Origin of the sequence: Microbacterium resistens (assembly GCF_031456305.1) — a bacterium.
Lineage (GTDB): Bacteria > Actinomycetota > Actinomycetes > Actinomycetales > Microbacteriaceae > Microbacterium > Microbacterium resistens_A.
Genome location: NZ_JAVDUM010000004.1, coordinates 54,890 through 77,726, shown reverse-complemented (window position 1 = coordinate 77,726; position 22,837 = coordinate 54,890). Strand labels below are relative to the sequence as shown.

At 70.1% G+C, this 22,837-nt stretch carries 25 protein-coding genes; 13 read left to right on the top strand and 12 right to left on the bottom strand.

Annotated features, from left to right (window positions below; genetic code table 11):
• Positions 1–339 precede the first annotated feature (339 nt).
• Both J2Y69_RS05700 and J2Y69_RS05695 read left to right on the top strand, forming a co-directional pair.
• Positions 340–1,524, top strand: coding sequence for a Fic family protein (locus tag J2Y69_RS05700; RefSeq protein WP_310018481.1), 1,185 nt, complete (start codon positions 340–342; stop codon positions 1,522–1,524).
• A 135-nt stretch (positions 1,525–1,659) separates the two neighbouring features.
• The gene (locus tag J2Y69_RS05695; RefSeq protein WP_310018478.1) at positions 1,660–2,832 is read left to right on the top strand and encodes a Fic family protein; all 1,173 of its coding nucleotides are present in this window, start codon (positions 1,660–1,662) and stop codon (positions 2,830–2,832) included.
• 84 nt (positions 2,833–2,916) lie between these two features.
• On the opposite strand, the gene J2Y69_RS05690 is transcribed toward J2Y69_RS05695, so the two are convergent.
• The 6 genes from J2Y69_RS05690 to J2Y69_RS05665 form a co-directional block, all read right to left on the bottom strand.
• The gene (locus J2Y69_RS05690) at positions 2,917–3,339 is read right to left on the bottom strand and encodes a hypothetical protein (RefSeq protein ID WP_310018476.1); all 423 of its coding nucleotides are present in this window, start codon (positions 3,337–3,339) and stop codon (positions 2,917–2,919) included.
• A gap of 59 nt (positions 3,340–3,398) precedes the next feature.
• Positions 3,399–3,845 (bottom strand): DUF3995 domain-containing protein, encoded by a 447-nt coding sequence (locus J2Y69_RS05685; RefSeq protein ID WP_310018474.1) that lies wholly within the window; start codon positions 3,843–3,845, stop codon positions 3,399–3,401.
• 87 nt (positions 3,846–3,932) lie between these two features.
• Positions 3,933–4,730, bottom strand: a complete 798-nt coding sequence (locus tag J2Y69_RS05680) for a lytic transglycosylase domain-containing protein (RefSeq protein WP_310018472.1) — start codon at positions 4,728–4,730, stop codon at positions 3,933–3,935.
• Between the two features lie 68 nt (positions 4,731–4,798).
• Positions 4,799–4,999 carry a hypothetical protein gene (locus tag J2Y69_RS05675; protein ID WP_310018470.1) on the bottom strand — a complete coding sequence of 67 codons (201 nt, stop codon included), beginning with the start codon at positions 4,997–4,999 and terminating at the stop codon, positions 4,799–4,801.
• A gap of 82 nt (positions 5,000–5,081) precedes the next feature.
• Positions 5,082–6,068 (bottom strand): diacylglycerol/lipid kinase family protein, encoded by a 987-nt coding sequence (locus J2Y69_RS05670; protein ID WP_310018468.1) that lies wholly within the window; start codon positions 6,066–6,068, stop codon positions 5,082–5,084.
• Positions 6,069–6,147: 79 nt separating this feature from the next.
• Positions 6,148–7,353 carry an MFS transporter gene (locus tag J2Y69_RS05665; RefSeq protein WP_310018465.1) on the bottom strand — a complete coding sequence of 402 codons (1,206 nt, stop codon included), beginning with the start codon at positions 7,351–7,353 and terminating at the stop codon, positions 6,148–6,150.
• A gap of 159 nt (positions 7,354–7,512) precedes the next feature.
• Here J2Y69_RS05665 and J2Y69_RS05660 point away from each other — a divergent pair, with 159 nt between their 5' ends.
• Positions 7,513–7,962, top strand: coding sequence for a MarR family winged helix-turn-helix transcriptional regulator (locus tag J2Y69_RS05660; protein ID WP_310018463.1), 450 nt, complete (start codon positions 7,513–7,515; stop codon positions 7,960–7,962).
• A 95-nt stretch (positions 7,963–8,057) separates the two neighbouring features.
• Here J2Y69_RS05660 and J2Y69_RS05655 read toward each other — a convergent pair whose 3' ends face one another.
• A complete protein-coding gene (locus tag J2Y69_RS05655; RefSeq protein ID WP_310018461.1) occupies positions 8,058–8,246 on the bottom strand; it encodes a hypothetical protein in 189 nt (62 codons plus the stop codon).
• Between the two features lie 117 nt (positions 8,247–8,363).
• Here J2Y69_RS05655 and J2Y69_RS05650 point away from each other — a divergent pair, with 117 nt between their 5' ends.
• The 3 genes from J2Y69_RS05650 to J2Y69_RS05640 all read left to right on the top strand — a co-directional run bounded on the left by J2Y69_RS05650 (position 8,364) and on the right by J2Y69_RS05640 (position 10,600).
• Positions 8,364–9,305, top strand: a complete 942-nt coding sequence (locus tag J2Y69_RS05650; RefSeq protein ID WP_310018459.1) for an ABC transporter ATP-binding protein — start codon at positions 8,364–8,366, stop codon at positions 9,303–9,305.
• Position 9,306: 1 nt separating this feature from the next.
• A complete protein-coding gene (locus J2Y69_RS05645) occupies positions 9,307–10,128 on the top strand; it encodes an ABC transporter permease (protein ID WP_310018457.1) in 822 nt (273 codons plus the stop codon).
• A 70-nt stretch (positions 10,129–10,198) separates the two neighbouring features.
• On the top strand, positions 10,199–10,600 hold the full coding sequence (locus tag J2Y69_RS05640) for a RidA family protein (protein ID WP_310018455.1): 402 nt from the start codon (positions 10,199–10,201) through the stop codon (positions 10,598–10,600).
• Between the two features lie 102 nt (positions 10,601–10,702).
• Here J2Y69_RS05640 and J2Y69_RS05635 read toward each other — a convergent pair whose 3' ends face one another.
• Positions 10,703–10,978 (bottom strand): hypothetical protein, encoded by a 276-nt coding sequence (locus J2Y69_RS05635; RefSeq protein WP_310018453.1) that lies wholly within the window; start codon positions 10,976–10,978, stop codon positions 10,703–10,705.
• Positions 10,979–11,235: 257 nt separating this feature from the next.
• Here J2Y69_RS05635 and J2Y69_RS05630 point away from each other — a divergent pair, with 257 nt between their 5' ends.
• Entirely contained in the window at positions 11,236–11,856 is a 621-nt protein-coding gene (locus tag J2Y69_RS05630; protein ID WP_310018450.1) for a GNAT family N-acetyltransferase, read from the top strand.
• Positions 11,857–12,038: 182 nt separating this feature from the next.
• Positions 12,039–13,205: a polysaccharide deacetylase family protein gene (locus J2Y69_RS05625; protein ID WP_310018448.1), complete on the top strand. Its 1,167-nt coding sequence runs from the start codon at positions 12,039–12,041 to the stop codon at positions 13,203–13,205.
• A 250-nt stretch (positions 13,206–13,455) separates the two neighbouring features.
• Here J2Y69_RS05625 and J2Y69_RS05620 read toward each other — a convergent pair whose 3' ends face one another.
• Positions 13,456–14,646, bottom strand: a complete 1,191-nt coding sequence (locus tag J2Y69_RS05620) for a glycosyltransferase (RefSeq protein WP_310018446.1) — start codon at positions 14,644–14,646, stop codon at positions 13,456–13,458.
• Between the two features lie 162 nt (positions 14,647–14,808).
• Here J2Y69_RS05620 and J2Y69_RS05615 point away from each other — a divergent pair, with 162 nt between their 5' ends.
• The 3 genes from J2Y69_RS05615 (at position 14,809) to J2Y69_RS05605 (ending at position 18,584) form a co-directional block, all read left to right on the top strand.
• Complete coding sequence (locus J2Y69_RS05615) at positions 14,809–15,072, top strand: glutaredoxin domain-containing protein (RefSeq protein ID WP_310018444.1); 264 nt, start codon at positions 14,809–14,811, stop codon at positions 15,070–15,072.
• A gap of 146 nt (positions 15,073–15,218) precedes the next feature.
• A complete protein-coding gene (locus J2Y69_RS05610) occupies positions 15,219–16,586 on the top strand; it encodes an MFS transporter (protein WP_310018442.1) in 1,368 nt (455 codons plus the stop codon).
• Positions 16,587–16,838: 252 nt separating this feature from the next.
• On the top strand, positions 16,839–18,584 hold the full coding sequence (locus J2Y69_RS05605; protein WP_310018440.1) for an aldehyde dehydrogenase family protein: 1,746 nt from the start codon (positions 16,839–16,841) through the stop codon (positions 18,582–18,584).
• Positions 18,585–18,717: 133 nt separating this feature from the next.
• On the opposite strand, the gene ypfJ is transcribed toward J2Y69_RS05605, so the two are convergent.
• On the bottom strand, positions 18,718–19,602 hold the full coding sequence (gene ypfJ / locus J2Y69_RS05600) for a KPN_02809 family neutral zinc metallopeptidase (RefSeq protein ID WP_310018438.1): 885 nt from the start codon (positions 19,600–19,602) through the stop codon (positions 18,718–18,720).
• Positions 19,603–19,663: 61 nt separating this feature from the next.
• Here ypfJ and J2Y69_RS05595 point away from each other — a divergent pair, with 61 nt between their 5' ends.
• Both J2Y69_RS05595 and J2Y69_RS05590 read left to right on the top strand, forming a co-directional pair.
• Complete coding sequence (locus tag J2Y69_RS05595; RefSeq protein WP_310018436.1) at positions 19,664–20,671, top strand: malate dehydrogenase; 1,008 nt, start codon at positions 19,664–19,666, stop codon at positions 20,669–20,671.
• An 84-nt stretch (positions 20,672–20,755) separates the two neighbouring features.
• Positions 20,756–21,202, top strand: coding sequence for a recombinase family protein (locus J2Y69_RS05590; protein ID WP_310018433.1), 447 nt, complete (start codon positions 20,756–20,758; stop codon positions 21,200–21,202).
• 74 nt (positions 21,203–21,276) lie between these two features.
• Here J2Y69_RS05590 and J2Y69_RS05585 read toward each other — a convergent pair whose 3' ends face one another.
• Together J2Y69_RS05585 and J2Y69_RS05580 are read right to left on the bottom strand one after the other, a co-directional pair.
• The gene (locus J2Y69_RS05585) at positions 21,277–21,849 is read right to left on the bottom strand and encodes a DNA-3-methyladenine glycosylase I (protein ID WP_310018432.1); all 573 of its coding nucleotides are present in this window, start codon (positions 21,847–21,849) and stop codon (positions 21,277–21,279) included.
• Positions 21,850–21,906: 57 nt separating this feature from the next.
• Entirely contained in the window at positions 21,907–22,743 is an 837-nt protein-coding gene (locus J2Y69_RS05580) for a PfkB family carbohydrate kinase (protein ID WP_310018430.1), read from the bottom strand.
• Positions 22,744–22,837 lie beyond the last annotated feature (94 nt).

Genomic DNA, 22,837 nt, shown 5'->3' with positions numbered 1-22,837 from the left:
ATGGGCTCACCGTGATCTCACACAGCCGGGGGCAACGTATGGATTGCAGCACTGCGGAAAGCAGCTGACACCCGAAGCACCGTTGCGGGCAGGTCTGACCCCTTCGGCTCCGCCCGACGTGCGACGGCACTCATTCGGGTGTTCGCAGGGGCTCCCTTGCCACACCTGCCCATAGAACCCTGTCCCGCTCCACCGAACCGCTCGCCTCTGCGAGTCATCCACGCGCTGCCCAGAGTGGACGAGCCTCGATCTGACTTGAATCACACTGTTGTAAGTTCAAGTTGCCAGCGATCTACTTGAACCTACCTCCTTCACACTCAACGAAACTTGAAGGTATCGATGGACCCGCAGAAGTTTGCAAACAGCCCGATCGGCGACCTGGTGCCAATCAGCGGCACAGACGTGCGCGGAGAACGGTACGAGCACGTCGCGTACGCCGCGCACCCCCTCATGGGACCCCCAGAACTAGGGACGTCTACATGGGCTTCGGTGGCTCGAGCGAATCGTGCGCTCGGACGTCTGCAACAGGGCTCCCTACTGATCATCAATCCCGGACTGCTACGGCAACCGACACTACGCCGCGAGGCGCAGAGCACCTCGGCCCTCGAAGGCACCTACGCGCCGCTCGAAGACGTTCTTGCCGCTGACGTCATCGAAGGAACCGACCGATCCGCAGCCCTCAACGAAGTCCTCAACTACGTCGTCGCCGCCGAGAACGGCTTCCAGTGGGTCCAGCAACAACGCCCCCTGACGTCCGGCCTGTTGTGCGACCTTCACCGCACGCTCGTGCAGGGCACCCCCGCCGACACCGCCGAGGCCGGCCGGGTTCGTCGGGTGCAGGTAGTCATCGGCTCACGTGGTCGAGACGTAACCTCAGCACGCTTCATACCGATGCCAGAGGGAGCTGCACTTGAAGCTGCAGTGGGAGATCTCATCAGGTGGATGCAGATATCGCAAGACGATCTGGACCCTATTGTCGCGACGGCGATGGCCCATTATCAGTTTGAGACGCTTCACCCTTTTAACGACGGGAACGGCCGCATCGGACGGCTACTGATTGTCTTGCAGCTGGTGGCGCTCGGCGTGCTTCCGGAGGGACTACTTAGCGTCTCCCCATGGTTCGAAAGTCGCCGCGAGCGCTACCAAGACTTGCTCGCCGAGGTCAGTGCAACAGGAAGATGGGACAACTGGATAAGGTTCTTCGCCGACGCGATCGAAGCATCCGCGGTTGACTCCGCACAGCGCATCAGCCAGCTACTCAAGTTGCAGGCTGATTACCATGAAGCTCTACGAGCTTCCGGCGCCCGCGGTGCAGTCCGAGACATCGTGGACATTCTCATCGGTTCTCCATTCGTCAGCATCCCGCTACTGCGAGACCGAACCGGTCTGACTTATCAGGCGGTGAGCAACGCGGTCCGCCGACTTGAAGAGCTCGACATACTGGAGCAACGCAAGACATCTGGCGTGATGTCGTTCCGCGCGCCGGGGGTCGTCGATGTTATCTCGGCTCCCAGCGCGAGTTGACTCGCCATCCTGTGCTGGTAGCCACCCCGCCGGGTCGGTGTCGGGCAGGCGCCCCCACCCGCCTCCTTGCTCATACACGTAGTAGCCTCTCATTATGAGTAACTTAATTACCCATAACAACGTCCACGAACGGGTATGAGCACCTCGGCGTCGCAGTGGCCCGCGTTGGGTTGGGAGGACAGGGTCTGGCAGCCGGCAGCCGGTTTCGGACGCGGGCGGTACAAGGCATCCGTTCCCCCGCTGATCGCCACGCTTGCCCCCGCCCCCTCGGCGGAGGCGACCGAAGCCGCCGCCTTCGCGACGAACGAACTGAGCCGATTCGACGCAGAGCTGGGTCATCGCGTCGCTGCGTTCGCGCCGGTGCTGCTCCGCTCGGAATCCGCATCGTCGTCGCAGATCGAGAACCTGACCGCGAGCGCGCGAGCCATCTTCAGTGCCGAGCTCGGCGCGAAGGGAAGCCGCAACGCCGAGCTGATCGCCTCGAACACGCAGGCCCTGCGCGCTGCGCTGGAGCTGAGCAGCGACATCTCGCCTGAGGCCATCCGCGAGATGCACCGCGTCCTCATGGCGAGACAACCTCGCCACACACCGGGCGAATGGCGAGACGAGCCAGTATGGATCGGAACACGAACAGACAGTCCGATCGGCGCCGAGTTCGTTGCCCCCGACCACGATCGTGTTCCCGTTCTCATCTCGGACCTCACCGCCTTCGCCGACCGACGCGATCTTCCCTCGCTCACCTCCGTGGCCGTCGCGCACGCACAGTTCGAGACGATCCATCCCTTCAGCGACGGCAACGGACGCACCGGGCGCGCCATCGCTCAAGCGATGCTCCGCCACCGCGGTGTCACCAGAAACGTGGCCGTGCCGGTCTCTGCCGGTCTGCTCGCGGACGTGGACGGCTACCACCGAGCGCTGACGGACTATCGCGCAGGCGACGTCTCCCCGATCGTGATGGCGTTCGCCAGCGCGTCGATGCGTGCCATCTCGAATGCACGGCAGCTCATCGCCGACATCGATCAGATCCAGGCATCGTGGACCGCACGGCTCGCCGTCCGCCGATCGAGCAATGCGTGGCGTCTTCTCGACGTCATTGCCCGTCGCCCCGTTCTGGACGCCGCCGCCGCGGCGGACGAGCTGGGCGTTCAGCGCCCGAACGTCTATCCACCACTGGAGGCACTGGTCGGTGCGGGCATCCTCACGGCGAAGGCCGAGCACCGGCTCGGCCCCTTCTGGCGCAGCGCGGAGATCCTCGACGCGATCGACGCCTTCGCGAAACGTGCAGGACGCCGCGAGATGCCACGTTGAGAGTGGGTGTCACCGCGTGCAGCTCGGCTGCCGTAGCTCCGCTGAAAACCGCCCTCGACCTTCAGCGGAATCGCACGTCGGGTCCTACCGCTTCCCCCGCGCAAGCTCGTCGATCCGGGCCCAGGGCAGGTGTCTCCGGAGCAGCCCAGGACGCTTGCGGGCGTTCGGCTCGGCTCGGGCGGCATCGGCTGCGGCCTGGACGACGTCGGCGCTCTCGCCCAGCGCCTCAGCCATCCAGAGGAACGCGGCAGGCGCGAGCATGCGGTTGTACGTCCTCCGCGCGCTCGTATTGGGAATGCTCCGCGTGAACGCACCGGAGCCCAGGCCCTTCTGGCTGCTGAACCAGCGCACCATGTGTTCCTGCTGACTCGTCCACCACGAGCCCTGCCGCTGAGGGCAGTCCTTCTCATACGCATCGGAGATCGGCAGATGCGGCTCCAGCGCACGCAGGATGCGCACGAACTCATCGACATGAAGATCACCGGGTCCTACGACATCAGCGCTCATGGTAGTCATCATGCCATCGCACCTGTCTCCTCGACGTCAGCCGGAAGCCGTCGGAGCCCTCAGCGCCCGACTCGCCCGCGCCCACCGGCGGCGACCCAGAGCGCCAAGCCGAGGATCGCGGCGAACGGGCGGTAGTACCGCCGGTCCAGGCGCTGGAAGGTGTCGCCGGCGGGCGGGAGACCAAGGACGATGAGGGCGGCGGAGCCACCGGATGCGGCGCGGAGCAGCATGACCGTGCCCATCAGACGCAGGCCGAGCCGCTGCAGGCGTCCGTCGCCGAGAGCCCCGGCGGACAGCAGGGCGGCTCCGGTCGCCCCCGCCGCGATGACCCCGGTCGCCGCGGCGCTCGGCTGGAGGTCGGACTGCCCGACGACGGCCGTGTACAGCTGCTTCGCGTCCTTGGCCGGCCAGGGCGACCCCGCCGCCCATACGGCGTGCAGCCCGGCGACGGCGCCCAGCCCGATCGCCCCGAGGATTCGCGCCACGACTCTAAGTGCTCTGCTCACACGGGCAACGCTATCGGCCCGCCGGGACACCCCCCACCATGTCCCGCACCTCACCGATCAGCACGGCACGGGTCAGCACTGCACCGGTCAGCGCGTCTCCTCCGCGTAGCGGTTCGCGAGCCGGGCGACGTCCGAGACGTACTGATCGAGGTCGTTGTAGCTCAGGATCGCGTGACGCCAGCCCGCCGGATCCTGCATCGGTCCCGATGCGCACAGGTACCGCGCCGCCGCCAGGGCCGCGTCGTCGATCTGATCCGGATCGGCGATGCCGTCGCCGCTCGCGTCCGCACCCCACCGGTACCAGGTCTCGGGGATGAACTGCATCGGCCCGACCGCGCGGTCCCACACGGTATCGCCGTCCCAGACGCCGCCATCCGTGTCCGGGATCGCCATGACACCGTCGCCGTTGAGGGCACCGCCCCGGATCGGGGCGCTCGGGTAGCCGTTCTCGTCGAGCCCCTGACCGCCGTGCCTGCCGTGATCGGACTCGACGGCGCCGATCCCGGCGAGCGTGTTCCATCCGATCCCGCAGGACGGCTCCTCGCTCGACACGACGAGATCCGCCCACGCGTACGCGAGGAGCGCCCGGTCGGGGATGCCGGTCGCTCCCGCCGCACGAGCCAGCCATTCGACGTCGATACGCGCACGCGGATCGGGACCAGGGGCAGCCTCGCCGACCGAGCCCGGCTCACCCACCTCGCCCGGGGGGAGCGCCTCGACCGAGACACCGGCAGCGAGGACGGGCGCGTCCGCACGCACCACGACCCCGTCCGTCCGCTCGCGCGGGCTCACCGCGAGGACGGCGGCGACCACCACGCCGCACGCGACGACGACGAGGCCCGCCACCAGGGCGACCCGTCGCTTGACCCTCCCGCGCACGGCCATGCCCTCACGCTAGCCGCCGCGCCGATGCCCGCCCTGGGAGCGCCGGCATCCCGCAGAGACCCGCCGCGCTACCGGACGATCTCGGTCCGCACCGTCGGAGGGGCTGCGGCGCGCGGGGTGTTGCGCAGCACCCAGCGATGGTGCGACCGGAGCGCGTGCGTCACCGCGAGGCGGATGATCCAGTAGGCGATCAGCAGCGCGAGGATGACGCCGAGCGCCCAGGCCGACACCCAGGCGATCAACATGAGCTGGCCGGTTCCGAGTTCCATGCTTCGACGGTAGCGGCGGGCACCGTCACTGCTCCGGCGCACCCGCCAGAACCCCGATCCCCGACTTCGGGGAGCGCGACGACTACCGGATCCGGACGGCGCCGGGCTGGACGGTGATCTCGATCCGCGTCGCCTCGCCGAGGTCGTCGCCGTCGACCTCGAACACTCGCGGCTCGTCGAGCTCCACGACGAGCGAGGTCAGCCGTCGGTGGATCGTGCTGTCGCTGCTCTCGGCACGGTCGCCGCCGGTGAGGAGGCGCTTGAGCCCGTTGTCCCACACCATGGTGCGCAGGGTGTCCATCCAGCCGACGATGCCGTCCGCGTTCAGGACCAGCAGATCGAGCCGCCCATCGGCGGGATCCGCGTCCGGGAGCAGTGTGATCCCGCCCTGGAGGGTGCCGCAGTTGCCGATGATGAAAGTGTGCGCCTTCTCCTCCTCGGCATCCCCGCCGTCGAACGAGACGCGGAGGTCGATGACCTCGCTCGCGGCGACGGCACGCCCGAGGGACTCGACGTAGGCGAGCCACCCGGCCTTGCTCTTGAGGTCCTCGTCCGTCTCGGTGATCATGTGCGCGTCGATCCCGAACCCGGCCATGACCGCGAACGCCTTCCGCTCGACCCGGCCATCGAGGGTCGCCTCGGCCCAGCCCACGTCGATCGCGCGGGCCGATCCGGCGAGCGCCCGCTCGAACGCCCCCGGCAGATCGTTCAACGGGACGTCGATGTTGCGGGCGAGGAGATTCCCGGTGCCGAGCGGGATGACCGCCAGCTCCGCGACGGGTCCGTCGGACGACCCGCCCGACTCCGGCCCGCCCTCGTCGGCGACGGCGTCCGCCAGGTGCTCGGCGACCGCACGCACCGTTCCGTCGCCGCCCGCAGCGGCCACGACATCGGCCCCGGCATCGAGCGCCTCCTGAGCGGCGGCGCGGCCCGGATCGTCCTCTCGCGTCTCGTGCCAGCTCACCGTGATCCCCTCGGACCACGACGGCGCCTTCACGAGTGCGCCCTCGAGATCCTCCCTGCTGGTCTTCGAGGGATTCCAGACGATGCCGATGTGCTTCGTGGTCATGTCACGCGCCTTTCGTCGAGAGGCCATTCTGTCGGATCCTCGTACTTCTGTCGGATCCTCTCACTTTTGTCGGTCCGAATCAGGAGAGCGGGCCGACAGAGGTGAGAGAGGCCGACGAAACGGACGCGGCCTGCGCCGGGACACGGCGTGCGGACACCGCGGCGATCACCATGACGATCAGGGCAGCAGCGGTGATCGCGGCACCGATCCAGATCGGGGAGGTGTAGCCGAGGCCCGCGGCGATCCCGACCCCGCCCGCCCAGGCCCCGAGGGCGTTGCCCACGTTGAACGCCCCGATGTTCGCGCCGGAGGCGAGCGTCGGCGCTCCCCCGGCGTAGTGCATGATGCGGCTCTGCAGTCCAGGGACCGTGCCGAAGCCGAATCCGCCCATGAGCACCAGGATCACGATGACAGCCGGCTGCGATGCGGCGAGGACCCCGAAGAGGACGAGCACGACGACGAGGGCGGCGATGAAGAGGAGGAGCGTCCGATCGATCGCGCGGTCGGCGAGGCGTCCGCCCACCGCGTTGCCGACCACCAGGCCGACGCCGAAGAGGACGAGCAGCCACGGCACGGTGGCACTGGCGAAGCCGCTGACCTCGGTCAGGGTGTAGGCGATGTAGGTGAACGCGCCGAACATGCCGCCGAAGCCCAGCACGGTGACGACGAGCGACAGCCACACCTGGCCGGAGCGGAAGGCCCCGAGCTCGGTGCGCAGGCTCACCCTCTCACCGGTCGAGTGCAGCGCGGGGACGAGCACGACGAGCCCGATGAAGGCGAGGACGCCAATGGCCGAGATCGCCCAGAACGTCGACCGCCACCCCAGCTGCTGGCCGAGGAACGTCCCGAACGGCACACCGAGCACGTTCGCGGCGGTCAGACCGGTGAACATGATCGCGATCGCGCGCCCCTTCTTCTCGGGGGCGACGAGATCGGCTGCGACGACCGCGCCGATCCCGAAGAACGCGCCGTGGCAGAGGGCGGCGAGCACACGTCCGAGCATCGCGACCCCGTAGTCCGGAGCGAGGGCCGTGACGACGTTGCCGATGATGAAGAGGACGACCAGGCCCAGGAGCACGGGCTTGCGCGGGAGACGCGTTGTTGCGGCGGTGAGTCCGAGAGCGCCGACCACGACGCTCAGCGCATACCCCGAGATCAGCCATCCGGCGGTCGCCTCGCTGACCGCGAAGTCGGCCGCGACGTCCGGCAGCAGCCCCATGATGACGAACTCCGTGAGTCCGATGCCGAACGCCCCGATGGCGAGCGCGACGAGTCCGAGTGGCATGTTTCCGCTCCTCCGAGAGGCCCGATCCGGCCTCTGCTAAAGTAGTTGCAGGCGCGGGATATTGCGCCGATGCGGATAATCATTGCACACGCAATTAACCAGCGCAAGCAACGATCTGTGCCCACAGATCCGACCTGCGCACAGACCCCAGGGGGATGCATGGGCATCGCAGACGACGCCGTCGAGATCCGCGCGCGCGGATGGCGCACGCTCGCCGCACTCCACAGCCTCATCGAGGCCGAGCTCGAACGCGCGCTCGGCGCCTCCGTGAACCTGTCCGTCGTCGAGTACACGATGCTGGACGCGCTGAGCCGCCAGGACGGCTGGCACATGCGGATGCAGCAGCTCGCCCGCGCGACGGCGCTCAGCCCCAGCGCGACCACGCGCCTGGTCACGCGCCTCGAGGACCGGGGACTCCTCACCCGCATCCTCTGCGCCGACGACCGCCGCGGCATCTACACCGAGCTCACCGCCGCCGGCCGAGCCCTCTACGACGAGGCCCACCCGATCCACGACGAGACCCTGGAGCGGGTGCTCGCCGAGGCGACGGCGCAGCCCGAGCTCGCGCCGGTCGTGCACGCTCTGCAGGGTGTGCACGCGCCCGCCTGACCCGGGACACGACGCGCGCAAACGGGACGGACCCGCGCAAACGGGAGAGAGAACCCGCTCAGACCGCGGTCAGCCCCGGGATGGGGAGGAGGAACTCACTCCCAGGAACGGGAGCGCTTGGTGGCGCCGCCGCGCTCGGCCATCATCACCGCGAGCGCGAGGCTGAAGCTGAGGATGCCGCCGACGAAGACCACGCCCTGCATCGCCGGAAGACCGGGCGCGATGCCCATCAGCAACATGCCGCCGAGGAACAGTACGCCGAAGACGATGAACCTGATGATCACCGGACACCTCCTGTAGTCCTCTCGATCCTACCCGTCGCCGCTCTCGGCCGGGTTCACAGCAGAGTCCTCAGCGCGGTCCTCAGCGCAGTCCTCGGCACTCGCGAGAGACTAGGAGCCATGAACGAGACAGCAACGGCGCCCGGAACGGCGACCACGGCGCCACCGGTCCGCCCGGCGATCGCCGCCACCGGGCTCACCAAGAGCTTCCACGGCTTCACGGCCGTCGACGGCGTGGACCTGTCCGTCCGCCAGGGCGAGGTCGTCGCGTTCCTCGGACCGAACGGCGCCGGCAAGACCAGCACGATCGACATGCTCCTCGGCCTCTCCCAGCCCGACCGGGGCGACGTGCGACTGTTCGGGCTCAGCCCGCGCCAGGCGATCGGCCGCGGCCTCGTCTCGGCGGTCATGCAGACCGGCGGCCTCCTCGGCGACGTCTCGGTGCGCGACACGATGAAGCTCACGGCCTCGCTCTTCGCACAGACCACCAGCATCGACGCCGCCCTCGAACGGGCGGGCATCGCCGACATCGCCGACCGCAAGGTGTCCAAGTGCTCCGGCGGACAGCAGCAGCGCCTGCGGTTCGCGATGGCGCTCGTCTCGGACCCCGGACTCATCGTGCTCGACGAGCCGACGACGGGGATGGACGTCGAGGGGCGGCACTCCTTCTGGCAGGCCATCCACGCCGACGCCCGCCGCGGGCGAACGGTCCTGTTCGCGACGCACTACCTGGAGGAGGCGGACCAGTACGCGGACCGCATCATCCTCATCCGCAAGGGCCGGATCGTCGCGGACGGCACCACGGCCGAGATCAAGGCGATGGCCTCGGGCCGGACGATCGAGGCCGACTGGGAGGATGCGGACGCGTCCGTCCTCACCGCCCTCCCCGGGGTCGACGCGGTGGAGATCCGCGGCGCGAGGGTGATCATCCGCGCGAACGACTCCGACGCCGTGGCCCGCCACCTCTTCACGCACACCAGCGCACACGACATCACCATCACCAGCCAGAACCTGGAGCAGGCCTTCCTGCGCCTCACCGGCGACGACGCGGAAGGCGAATGAGATGACCTCCGCCCCCCTTGAGCGGCTCGACGCGATCGACCCCGCCACCCGCCGCGCCCCGGCGCTCGGCGGCTTCAGCTGGACCTTCCTCTCGGTCGAGCTCAAGCGGCTGTTCCGCAACTCCAGCGTCGTGGTCTTCACCCTGATCTTCCCGATCGCGATGCTGTTCCTCGTCGCCCTCCCCAACCGCGACAAGTCGATCAACGACGTCGCGGTCGAGGCCGGGGGGATCTCCGCCGCCGTGCCGATCATGATCTCGATGGCCGTCTACGGCGCCATGGTCGCGAGCACCATGACGGGCGTCTCGGTCGCCTCCGAGCGCGCGCAGGGGTGGAGCCGGCAGCTGCGCCTGACGCCGCTGAACCCGATCGTCTACATCCTCGTCAAGGTCCTCTGCGGACTGGTGCTCGGCGGGCTGGCCGTGATCGTCACCATCATCGTCGGCACGGCGATGGGCATCACCGCCCCGCTCGGCAACCTGATCGGCGCCGGCCTGCTGGCGTGGCTGAGCTCGCTCATGATGACGAGCCTGGGACTCGCCGTCGGCTACGCGTTCCCCGCGCAGAACGCCATGCGCTACCTCGGCCCGATCCTGCCGGTGCTGAGCTTCATGGGCGGACTGTTCTTCCCGCTCTATCTGATGCCGGAGGGCGTGCAGATCGCGGCGAAGTTCACCCCGGTCTGGGGTATCGCCGACCTGTCGCAGTCCGCGATCGTCGGGCAGGCGCCGGACGTCTGGGCGGCGCCGAACCTGATCGTCTGGTTCCTCCTGTTCACCGGCTTCGCCGTGCTGATGTTCCGCCGCGACACCAACCGGGTGTAGCCGGCGGCGTCCCCAGCGCCCTCCCACCTCCGACCTGGGGAATGTCGGACCCCCGGGGCAGACTGCGCACATGAACATCTCGCTCCTTCAGCCGGACGGCCTCGTGGTCAGCCCGGCGTTCAGCCATGCCGCCGTCATCCCGCCCGGCTGCACGACGATCCTGGTCGGCGGGCAGAACGGGGTCGACGAGACGGGTGCGGTCGTCTCCGACGACATCGCCGTCCAGTCGGCCCGCGCCGTCGACAACGCGGAGACCGCGCTCCGGGCGGCGGGCGCGTCGCTCGCCGACGTCGTCAGCTGGACCGTGCTCATCCATCAGGATGCGGATCTGCGCGCGGCCTACGGTGCCGTCGGGCCGAAGCTCGCACGCACGGGGCCGCCGCCTCTCGTCACGTCGGCGCTCGTGGCGGGCCTCGGCGTGCCCGGCGCGCTCATCGAGGTGAGCGCCGTCGCCGCACTGCCCCCGGCCTGAGCCGCTGAGAGCGGCGGGCAGCGCGAGCGACAGGACGATCAGGCAGCCTGACGATCAAGCAGCCAGACGATCAGGCAGCCAGACGATCAGGCGGCCGGACGATCAGGCGGCGGGACGGCGGCGGCGGCGACGTGCCTGCTGCGCGCCGCGACGGCGGGCCTTCGGGCGCGGATCGTCGATGAGCGCGGCCCTGGCCGCGGCGAGCGTGGGATAGGAGCCGACGCGTCGGCTGTGCTGGTCATGCAGGATGTGGGCGTGCGGCTCGATGGTGACGAATCCTGCGAACTCGCCTTCACGAGTGGCGACGAAGACGTCGTCTGCCGCCTGCTTCCAGGTGAGGGGCGCGTCGGAGCGCGCCGAGGTATCGGTGATGTTCATGGTGATGCTCATGTGCTTGCCGGCGGCGCACGAAGGGCCGCCTCTTGTCTATGGTGCCGGAGCGGACGAACGCGCATCGGTGCGGATCATCCGGGATACAGTGCCCCGGCCGGGGAATCGCGCGGCGCCGGTGAGAACGGCAGGGAATGGCGCGGAAACCACAACCCTAGCAGACCGCCCTCGACATCCAGCCGACCGCTCATTCCGATCAAGTCTTCTCTCAGTAGATGCACGATCGTGCAAGCTATGATCTTTTCATGGTCGTCCACATCCTCCGCCACCTGCGCCCCCAGGATCGCGTCCGGGCCGCAGAGCTGTACATCGAGGCGTTCCGCGCCAAGCTGTCGCCCGCGATCGGCGAGGACGGCCCGATGCGGGAGTTCGTCGCACACCACCTCCATCTCGATCGCGTGCTCACCGCGATCGGCGAGGACGACCGGCTCCTCGGGCTCGCCGGACTCCACACCCCTGACGGCCCGGCCTTCGACCCCACCTATCGCGGGCTGGTCCGCGCGACCTCTGCGGCGAGCGCGTGGTGGCGCTCGCTGCTGCTGGCGCCACTCCACCGCTCGCCCCGACGCGGAGAGCTGCTGCTGGACGGTCTCTGCGTCGATTCCGCCGCCCGCGGGCAGGGAATCGGCTCACTGCTCCTCGCCGAGACGGCGGACATCGCCAGGGAACGGGGCCTCACCCGCGTCTCCCTGAGCGTGATCGACACGAACCCGCGCGCCCGCGCCCTCTACGAACGACAGGGCTTCGTGGCCGGGAAGGTGGATCGGATGGGTCCTTTCGCACGCCTCTACGGCTTCTCCCGGGCGACGGCGATGCACCTCGCGCTGCCGCCTCGCGGACCCGACACGTCCACGCCCCTCCCCTAGGCTCGCTCGTTTGTTCACGCAGGCGAGCGGGCGATGCGGGCGATGCGGACGCGCCCGAGACTAAGGGATTCCCCTCAGTTCCGGAGGGGAATCCGCCTCGACCCGCCCTCCTCACCCGCACCGGACCTCACTCACGGCTGTCGCTCACCGTTGCGGACCCCCGCGCCTTCTAGAATCACGGCATGGCCTCCCCCTCGCCGACTCCCCGACACTCCGCGCGCCCGTCCCGTGCCGTGATCCGGCGACGCCGCCTGCTGGTCGGACTCGTCGCCGTCCTTGCGCTGGCCCTCGTGGCGACGCTCTCGGTGGTCGCCGTCCGCGCGCTCCTCAACGGGACGAGCGCCGAGGCGAACCCGGCGCCGGCGGGATCGACCGCACCGAGCGAGACGCCGACACCGAAGTCGCCGGCAGAGGCGCTCCTCGCCGGGGCGACGGACCCCAACGCCTGCGCCGTGTCCTTCCAGGGCGACGGCATCGCCCTGGACCCGATGCTGCAGACCCAGGGCGTGCTCTACACGGGGCTGCCGATCCCCGCCCGTGCGGGCTCGGTCTTCGCGGGCTGGTACGCCACGCCCGAGGACGCCGCAGCCTACACGCCGACCGCACGGATCAACGGCTCCGCGCTGACCGCCTGCACGGACCGCCAGATCACCCTCTACGGCTCGTGGATGACGCCGGAGCAGAACACGGCCGCCGGGACCAAGGTGCCGATCCTCATGTACCACCAGTTCACGACCAAGCCCGAGGGCGAAGACGGCTGGCTGCGCGGCAACTACGCGTACATCGGGGACTTCGAGGCGCAGATGAAGCACATCGCGGACAGCAAGTTCTACCTGCCCACCTGGGACGAGCTGAACGCATTCATCGACGGCTCGCTCTACATCCCCCCGCATTCGGCGATCATCACCGACGACGACGCCGACCAGACCTGGCTCGACCTCGCGGTGCCGATCGTGACCGCGAACAAGCTGCTGACCACCTCGTTCGTGATCACCAACGCACGCCAGGATCCGTCGCCTTCGCCGTATGTCATCCAGCGATCGCACACGAACAACATGCACGAGGCCGGCGACAACGGAAAGGGTCGGATGGTCAACTGGACCGCCGACCAGATCGCCGAGGACCTGGAGCAGTCCGCTGCGATCCTGGGCGGCGCCAAGGAGGTCGTGGCGTACCCGTACGGGCACTACAACGACACGACCAAGGAGGGCGTGACCAAGGCCGGCTTCCTGCTGGGCCGAACGATCGACTGGGGCTACGTCACGCCCGGCACCGACAAGCTCGCGCTCCCCGTGATCCGGATCAACTACGGCGACACCCTGGACGACCTGATCTCGAACATCGGCTGACCCGAGGCCCGCCGCCGTTCCTGGCGAGCCACCCCGGTGCCTCGCCCCATCGGTGCCCCGCCCCGTCGGTGCCTCGCCCCATCGGGGCCTCGCCCCGTCGCCTGTCACCGCCGAGCCCGCCCCGGCTTCCTTCTGGGCGTTCCCGTCGCGAAATGTGCCGCGACGGAGCGCATCAGGCGGCCGTTATCGCGACGGGAACCGCAGAACGCGGCAGGGCGCGGTCGAGCACCCGCGCGAAGCGGGCGAGGGGTCAGGCCGCCTCGGAGCCGACCTCTCCACGACCGGCCGTGGCGTCCGCCGACGCACGCACCCGGTCGGGGTGCGTGGCGCCCGCGACCGACTTCCTCTTCGAGGATCGGCGGGGGGCGTAGACCACGAGCGAGTGGAACACGAAGCGCACGAAGAACGCGACCACCAGCGAGATCGCGGCGGCGAGGATGCTGGAGATGTGCCAGGTCTCGACCATGAAGGCGAGCACGGGGATGCGCAGCGCGGCCTCGACGTTGTTGAACGCGAACGAGGTCGCGAACCGCACGGGGAGACTGGATGCCTCATCCTTCATGTCCGCGAAGACGTAGCGCTCCTGCAGGTAGAAGTTCCCGAGGATCGTGACCTCCGCAGCCACCACCGCGGCCCAGACGTACTCCACGCCGAGGGTGGTCAGCAGCCACATGATCGCGAGGTTCGCGACGGCCCCGAGGCCGCCGATGATCGCGAAGAGGGACATCTTCCCGAACCGGAGCCTGGTGAGGTGGGCGAGGAACGTGGTCCCCTGCCGGAACGTCGCCTTGGACGTGCCGTGCAGCCGCTCGCCGAACTCCATCGGGACCTCGGCGACGCGCACGTCGGAGCGGACGAGGATCTCGAGGAGGATCTTGAACCCGTTGGGCTGGAGCGCGGCGGGGTCGATGCGGCGACGGTCCACGAGGAAGAAGCCGGTCATCGGGTCGGAGCTGGGCGAGAGCCGGATGGGGAACATCGCCTTGGTCAGCAGGGTCGCGCCACGGGAGACGCCGAAGCGCATCGCGGTTCCCAGTCCTCCGCTGTCGCCACCGCCGATGTAGCGCGACGCGGCGACGACATCGGCGTCGCCCTCCTCATAGCGTGCGATGAGATCCGGGATCAGCTCAGGCGGATGCTGCAGGTCGCCGTCCATGACGATGCACAGGTCGTTCTCGGCCGCGCGCAGTCCCTCGACCACCGCGCCGCCCAGACCGCCGACGGGGTCGTCCCGGTGCAGCACGCGCACGGGGATCGACGCGGCGGCGGCCACTCGTCGAGCGACGACCGGAGTGTCATCGGTGCTGTCGTCGACAAAGAGGATCTCGCCCTCCTGACCGTCCAGCGCGTCGGTCACCCGAGCCACGAGCTCGGCGATGTTGTCGCGTTCGTTGAAGGTCGGGACGATCACCGTCACACCCACGGGCGCTATCCCGTCCATACCCCTCCTCCAGACAATGCGCCTCCAATGCTGCCATGTCCTGGCCGGACAAACCTGCGTGTTTCCCATCCGTTATCTCCGGGAGCGGTCTCACCGAGAGGTTCCAGACCCCATTCCGGCCCGGATTCGCCCCGCCATCCGCATCGGTCGTACCCTGGAAACATGACCGTTCCCGCCACCGAGACCATCACGATGTTCGGCGCCGACTGGTGCCGCGACTGCATCCGCACGAAGAAGCAGCTCGATGAGCTCGGCGTCGAATACACATATGTGGATCTGGTCGCGGACCCTGCGGCGGCCGATGTGGCGAAGGAGATCTCGGGGCGCATGAACATCCCGGTCGTGCTCTATCCCGACGCCTCCCACCACGTCGAGCCGTCCAACGCCGACGTCGAGGCCAAGCTCCGCGAGCTCTCCCTCATCTGAGCCTGCTGTTCTAAGCCTCATCGCCTGAACCTCATCGCCTGAGCCTCATCACCTGAGCCTCGTCATCCGAGTCTCGCTGGAGCACGGTGTTCCCTCTCGCCAGGAATGCGCCGAAAGCGACGGATCCGCGCCGATAAGCTGGCGCGATGAGCACCGTCGCTCGACCCGAACGAGCACCCTCCCGTCTTCCCGCGCGCACGATCGCCCGCTATGCGGCCGGTTCCCTCGGCACCGGCGGGTACGCCACACTGCCCGGCCTCGTCCTGACGTACTTCCTCACCGACAACCTGGGCGTCACGGCGCTGCTGGCCGGGGCGATCGTGACCGCCGCCAAGATCTGGGACGTGCTCATCGACCCGGTCATCGGCGCCGCATCCGACCGGGCGCTCGCCCGCACCGGGACGCGACGGGGCTTCATGGTGGCCGGCGGGTTCCTCCTTCCGGTCTTCTTCGCGCTGACCTTCGCCGTCCCGCCGGCGTTCGGCCCTGTCGCCGGCGCCCTCTGCGTCCTGGTCGCGTTCCTGGCGACGGCGACGGCCTTCAGCGTGTTCCAGGTTCCGTACGTCGCGCTGCCCGCAGAGCTCACCCGCAGCTACGACGAGCGCACCCGTCTCCTGAGCTGGCGCGTGATCGTGCTCACGGCCGCCATCCTCCTCTTCGGCGCGGGCGGACCGGAGCTGCGGCGGCTGACCGGCGACCCCGTCACCGGATACCTCGTGATGGGCGTCGTCGCAGGCCTCGTGATCGGGATCGGCATGCTCATCGCGTCGCGCACCGCCGACGCCGCGCGCGTCGAGCGGACCCCCGCATCCCTCCCCGCGACGAGCCTGCGAGAGCAGTACGCGACCGGGGTCCAGGCGCTGCGCCGCTCCGCGCCGTTCCGTGCGCTGCTGGGCACCTTCCTCCTGCAGGCGCTGGCGACGGGCACGATGCTCGCCGGAGCGCAGTACGTCGCGACCTGGGTGATGCACTCGGAGAGCGCCGTCACCCTGCTCTTCGCAGCGCTGGTGGCCCCGGCGCTGGTCGCGACGCCGCTGTGGGAGCGCCTGTCGCGTCGGATCGGGAAGGAACGCGCGTTCGCCGCCGCCTCGGCGCTGTTCCTGGTGGCCGCGGTCAGCGTCACGGCCGCGCTCTGGGCGCCGGGATCCTGGATCTACGCGTCCGTCGCCGTCGCCGGCGTCGCCTATGCGGGCCTGCAGGCGCTGCCGATGGCGATGCTGCCGGACGTGATCTCGCACGACGAGCGCGTGACCGGACCGGGGCAGGCCGGCACGTTCACCGGCGTCTGGACGGCCGGCGAGACCGTCGGCTTCGCCCTCGGCGCCACGATCGTCTCGACCGCCCTCGCGATCACCGGGTACGCCTCCCGCGTCGCCGGCGAGACGGCCACCCAGCCGGATGCCGCGGTCGCCGCCATCGTGCTGTGCTTCAGCGTGATCCCGGCGGCCCTGATCCTGCTGAGCCTCGCGACCCTCTCCCGCTACCGCCTCCGCCGCGCCGACATCGACGCCTGACCTGCCCGCGCAGGCCCGGACGTGCGGTGCGCGCGCCCCGGTCTAGCAACTTTTGTGCCCCGGCGTGGCAGCTTCTGTGGGTTCAAAGGCCGCCGAACCAGCAAGAACTGCCACGCCGGGGCAGAACCGGCGGGCAGAACCGGCCGGGCAGAATCGCCGGGCTGAGGCGGGCATGGATTCAGGAGGAAGGCACAGGCCGCGCCGAGACGCATCCGCGTAGTCTGGAACGGCCCCGCGCTGAAGGAGAACCCGATGCCCAAGACCCTCGCCGAAGAGGTCAAGACGCCCATCGACACCGCGATCGCCGACCTCCGCGAGGGGACGCGCACCTGGGCGAGCCTGACCGTCGGGCAGCGCGCCACCCTCCTCCGCGGCGTTCGCCGCGCGGTGGCCGACACCGCGCGGGCATGGGCGAGGACGGCGGCCGCTTCCAAGGGCCTCTCGCCCGCGCACCCCCTCCGCGGCGAGGAGTGGCTCAGCGGCCCCTACGGCGTCCTCGGCGCGCTCGACGCCTACGTCGAGACGCTGGATCGGATCGCCACGGGACGCAACCCCCTGGACGGCGTCCGCATCGATCGCTGCCCCGGCGCGCGCACCCGGGTCCACGCCTTCCCGCTGACCGGGATCGACAGGGTGCTCCTCTCCGGGTTCACCGGGGAGGTCTGGCTGCGACCGGGCGTCACCCCCGGCGAGGCGCGCGCCCGCGCGGGCCTCGCCCAGCGCACCCCGCGGGAGGGGGACGGCGGGATCGGGCTGGTGCTCGGGGCCGGCAACGTCACCTCCATCCCGGTGCTCGACGTGCTCTACGAGCTGCTGGCGCACGACCGCGTGACGCTCCTGAAGGTCAACCCCACGCAGGACCCGATGGTCCCGGTGTACGAGCGCGCCCTGGCGCCGCTCACCGCTCTCGGGCTCCTCCGGATCGTGCGCGGCGGTCCCGACGTCGGGGCCTACCTGACCGCGCTCCCCGACTTCGCCCATGTGCACATCACGGGCTCCGCACCGACGTTCGACGCGATCGTGTGGGGCACCGGGGCCGCGGGCAAGCGTCGCCGCAGGGAGGACCGCCCCCAGCTGAAGAAGCCGATCACGGCCGAGCTCGGCGGGGTCTCACCGATCATCGTCGTCCCCGGCGAGTGGAGCGCCGAGGACCTCCGCTTCCAGGCCGAGCACATCGCCACGATGCGCCTGCAGAACAGCGGGCACAACTGCATCGCCGGCCAGGTCGTGATCCTCTCCTCGGACTGGGCGCAGGCCGACCAGTTCCGCGCCGAGCTCCGCCGCGCCTATGCCACGGCTCCTGAGCGCCCGATCTGGTACCCGCGCTCGGACGAGCGGATGCAGCAGGCGGCCGACTCCTATCCGGACGCGCTCGTGCTGGCCGACCGCCTCCTCGTCGAGATCGGCCCCGAGGACGACGCGGCGGCGCTCGAGCAGACGGAGTACTTCGCCCCGGTTCTCGGCATCGTGACGCTGCCCGGACAGGGGCAGGCCTTCCTGGACGCCGCGGTCGCGCACGCCAACGAGAGGCTGCAGGGGACGCTCGGCGCCAACGTGCTGATCGACCCCGCCACCGAGCGTGCCCTCGGCGAGGGCTTCGAGCGATCGATCGCCGAGCTGGCGTACGGCGACATCGCGATCAACGCCTGGACCGGCTTCGCGTTCATCACCCCGACCATGTCCTGGGGGGCGTACCCCGGCGGGACGATCGAGGATGTCGGCAGCGGGATCGGCGTGGTGCACAACGCCCTGCTGCTCGCCGACGTCGAGCGTTCGGTCGTGCGCGGCCCGTTCCGGCCGTTCCCGCGGTCGCTCGGCGCCATCGGCTCCGTGCTCGGGTCACCCGCGTCCGGCGGCCGGTTCACGATCCTGCCGAAGCCGCCGTGGTTCGCCTCGGCCCGCACCGCGCCCGAGGTGAGCGAGGGCCTGACCCGGTTCCGCGCACGGGGCGGCGTGCTCGCCCTGCTGCGCACCCTGGTCCACGCGATGCGGGCCTGACCCGCGCTGCATCCTGACGCCCACGCTGTCGTTCGCAGCTCACGCTGCGTCGATTTCACCCGCGCGCGCTGGGAAGAGCAGCGCGAGCAGAACCCGGCCTTCGCGCAAAGCCCGACCCCCGAGGGGTGGTGGGTCAGGGCCGGAACGCGGAGTCCGGGGGCGTGAAGGTGTCGCAGGATCCGAGGCCGTTCTTGTAGCCGTTGGCGAACCACGCCTGGCGCTCGCTGCTCCCGCCATGGGTCCAGCTCTCCGGGTTGGAGAATCCGGAGAGCTCCTGGATGTGGTCGTCACCGACCGCGCTCGCGGCGTTCAGGGCGTCCTTGATCTGCGCCTCGGTGGGCGGCTGGATATAGGCGACGCCCTTGTCGTCCTTCGATGCGGCGAGGTCCCCGATCCACGCCCCGGCGTAGCAGTCCGCCTGCAGCTCCGTGCGCACACCGTTGCTCGCGGGTCCCGTTCCGTTGTTCGGGTGGGCCGACATCGTCCCGGTGATGTTCTGGATGTGGTGCCCCCACTCGTGCCCCACGATGTAGAGCTGCGCGAGCTCGCCGGCCGACGCCCCGAACTGCTGGCGCATCACCTGGAAGAAGGTCGGGTCCAGGTACACGCCCTCCTCCGGAGGGCAGTAGAAGGGACCGACGGCGTTCGAGGCCGTGCCGCACTGCGTCGGGGTCGAGCCGTCGACGATCGTCATCTGCGGCGCGCGGTACCCCTGCACCTGCTGGCCCCAGAAGGCGTCGAGCGCGACCTGCGCGCCGGCCATCCGGCAGTCGTCGCGGGCGTTGGCGTCCGCACCCGTCTTACAGTCCAGGACCGTGCCCTGCGAGGACGGCGCCGCACCGCCGCCGCCCTGCGTTCCTCCGCCGAGGAAGCCGGAGAGGTCGACGCCGGTGAACATGCTGATCAGGAGAACGGCAACCGCGCCGAGACCGACCGCGCCGCCACCGGCGATCGCGGCCGTGCGGCCGCGGCGACGGGTCGTGTTCCCGCTGATGTCGGCGTCGGGGTTGAACGTCATGGGATGAGGGTACCGCGCCTCCGATCCGCTCCGAGGGACCGCGCGGACGTAGGCTCGACACATGACGACGACGATCACCATCACGGGTGCGGGCGGACAGATCGGCTACGCGCTGCTGTTCCGGATCGCGGCCGGCGACCTGCTCGGCACGAGTGAGGGCATCCGACTCCGGCTGCTGGAGATCCCGGCCGGCCTCGGGGCGGCCGAGGGCGCGGCTCTCGAGCTCCAGGACGGCGCCTTTCCACTGCTCGAGCACGTCGAGGTCACCGATGACCCCGCGGTCGGCTTCGACGGATGCGATCACGCGCTCCTCGTCGGCGCCCGTCCGCGCGGACCGGGCATGGAGCGCGGCGACCTGCTCGCCGCGAACGGAGGGATCTTCGGCCCTCAGGGAGCGGCGATCGCGGCTGCCGCAGCCCCCGGAGTCCGCGTCACCGTGGTGGGCAATCCCGCCAACACGAACGCCCTGATCGCCTCGGCCTCCGCCGACGGCGTCCCCGCCGAGCGCTTCAGCGCTCTCACCCGGCTCGACGAGAACCGGGCCCGCGCGCAGCTCGCGGAGACGCTCGGCGTCCCCGTCGCCCGCGTCCGGCGCGTCCCCATCTGGGGAAACCACTCGGCCACCCAGTTCCCGGACGTCTCGCACGCGACGGTCGATGGCCGTTCGGCGGTCGACGCCCTGGCGACGCGCGTCGGCGACGTCCGCACCTGGCTCGATGAGACCTTCATCCCCCGGGTCGCCAAGCGCGGTGCCGAGATCATCCAGGTCCGCGGCTCGTCCTCCGTCGCCTCCGCCGCGAGCGCGGCGATCGACCACGCCAGGGACTGGGCGCTCGGCACCGGCACGACCGACGGCGTGGAGGACTGGACGAGCGCCGCCGTGGTCTCGCACGGCGAGTACGGCGTGCCGGAGGGCCTGATCAGCTCGTTCCCCGTGCGATCGGTCGACGGCGAATGGCGGATCGTCGAGGGTCTGGAGATCGACGACTGGGCACGGGCACGGATCGACCGCTCGGTTGCGGAGCTCGTCGAGGAACGTGACGCCGTCCGCGCCCTGGGCCTGATCTGACCCCGGAGCGACCCCTCGCCCACCCGCATGTCGGTGGCACAGGGCACAATGGAGGGACACACGAAGAGAGCAGGAGGTGCCGGGGTGAGCGAGACGCCGATCGATGACGCGCTGACGAGTCCATTGCACCTGCCGCACCCCGCCGCGGAGTGCCCCAAGTGCTTCACGCAGCTCCAGCAGAACCGCGACTGGTGGTCGGCGCGGCCCGAGGGCTCACGGCTGGTCGGGCTGGTCGTCTCGCGCGAGGGCATGCCGTCGGTGGTCCAGCAGCGCGACGACCTCACGCGCTTCGGCGTGCCGATCGAGGGGTTCCGGCACCCCGCCCCCGACATCCTGGAGAGCTGGGGGGACCGGATCTCCCGCCTCATCGACACCCTCAACCCCGGCGACGTGCTGGTGGTCGCGAACGTGCACGCACTGGGCCGTGACGTCGAGGAGGAGGCGCAGACCGTCTCCGCCCTCCGCCGTCACGGAGTGATGGTGAAGGTGCTCGGCCACAACGCCCGTCACCTCGCCGACGCCGTCCGCTGAGCCTCGCCGAGCGCACAGCGGCCGTCCCTTCCGGGGCGGATCAGGTGCCGGTGCCGGTCAGGTGCTGGAGCCGGTCAGGCGCTGACGCGCCAGCATCCCTCCAGGTGGTCATCGACCATCCCTGCCGACTGCATCAGGGCGTACATCGTCGTCGGTCCGACGAAACGGAACCCCCGTGCGCGAAGGGCCTTGCTGAGCGCCTCCGACTCCGGGGTCACCGCCGCGACATCGGCCATGCTGCGCGGGCGCGGGCGGCCTGCGGGATCCGGGGCGAAGGACCACATCAGGCCATCGAGCTCCCCGTCCGCCATGTCCCGCACGATCGCGGCGTTGGAGATGGTCGCCTCGACCTTCGCGCGGTTGCGGACGATCCCGGGGTCGGCGAGGAGCCGGAGGACGTCGTCCTCGACGTAGTCGGCGACGATCCGAGGATCGAAGCCGGAGAACACCTCGCGGAAACGCGGGCGCTTGCGGAGGATCGTGATCCACGAGAGCCCGGCCTGGAAGCCCTCCAGCGCCATCTTCTCGAACAGCGCCCGATCGCCGTGCAACGGCTGCCCCCACTCCTCGTCGTGGTAGCGGCGGTACTCGGGATCGGTGCCCGCCCACGCGCAGCGCGGACGGTCGTCGATGTCGGCAGTCGTCATGACCTCACCCTACGGCCGGCCTCGGACAGCGGACCGACGCCCGCCTCAGGGAGAGCCTCAGGCGAGGTACTCGTCGAAGGGCGCGAGGTGCGGCTGCGAACGGGGGTCGGCGACCGCGGCCGCCCCGACCGCGCACGCCGCGGCGAGCGCCCGCTGCGGTGCGATCCCCGAAGCGAGCCCCACGGTCAGCGCCGCGCAGAAGGCGTCGCCGGCGCCGACGGTGTTGGCGACCTCGGTCTTCACCGCGGGCGCTGAAGCGATCTCGACGCCCCCCTCGAACAGCTTCGCGCCGTCGCCGCCATAGGTCACGGCCACACGGCGTGCGGTCCGAAGGGCCGGGATGAGCGCGTACTCCGTCTCGTTGACGATGACGAGGTCCGCCCGCTCCAGGACGGCGGCGGGGATGTCCATCGCGGGCGCGGCATTGAGCACGAAGTACCCCCGTGCACGCTCGGCGAGCGCCGTCACGACGTCCATCGAGATCTCCAGCTGGGCAAGCACCGCCTCATCGGCGCCGAGCTCGACGCCGTCGAGGGAGACCTCGCCGTTGGCTCCTTCGCAGACCGCGATCTGGTTCTCCCCCTCGGCGTCGACGACGATGAGAGCGACTCCCGTGGGCTCGACTCCGGCGCGGACGGCGGTCGTGTCAACGCCGGCGGCGCTCAGCTCCTCCCGCATCCAGGTGCCGTCCGAATCGGGGCCGACCGCGCCGATCATCCGTACCGCAGCGCCCAGCCGGGCGGCCGCGGCAGCCTGGTTCGCGCCCTTCCCGCCCGCCTCCCGGACGAGCCGCCCTCCGCCGATGGTCTCGCCGGGCTCCGGCAGACGCGCCGTGCGCGCGGTGAGATCGACGTTGATGCTGCCGACGACGGCGAGGGCGAGGGGCGCGGCCATGGAGGCTCCTGTTCGGGGGTCGGGTGCGGTCCAGCCTCATTCAAGCACGCCGCACCGCGCGCAGCTCGGCCCGGGATGCACCGGAATCGGTCGA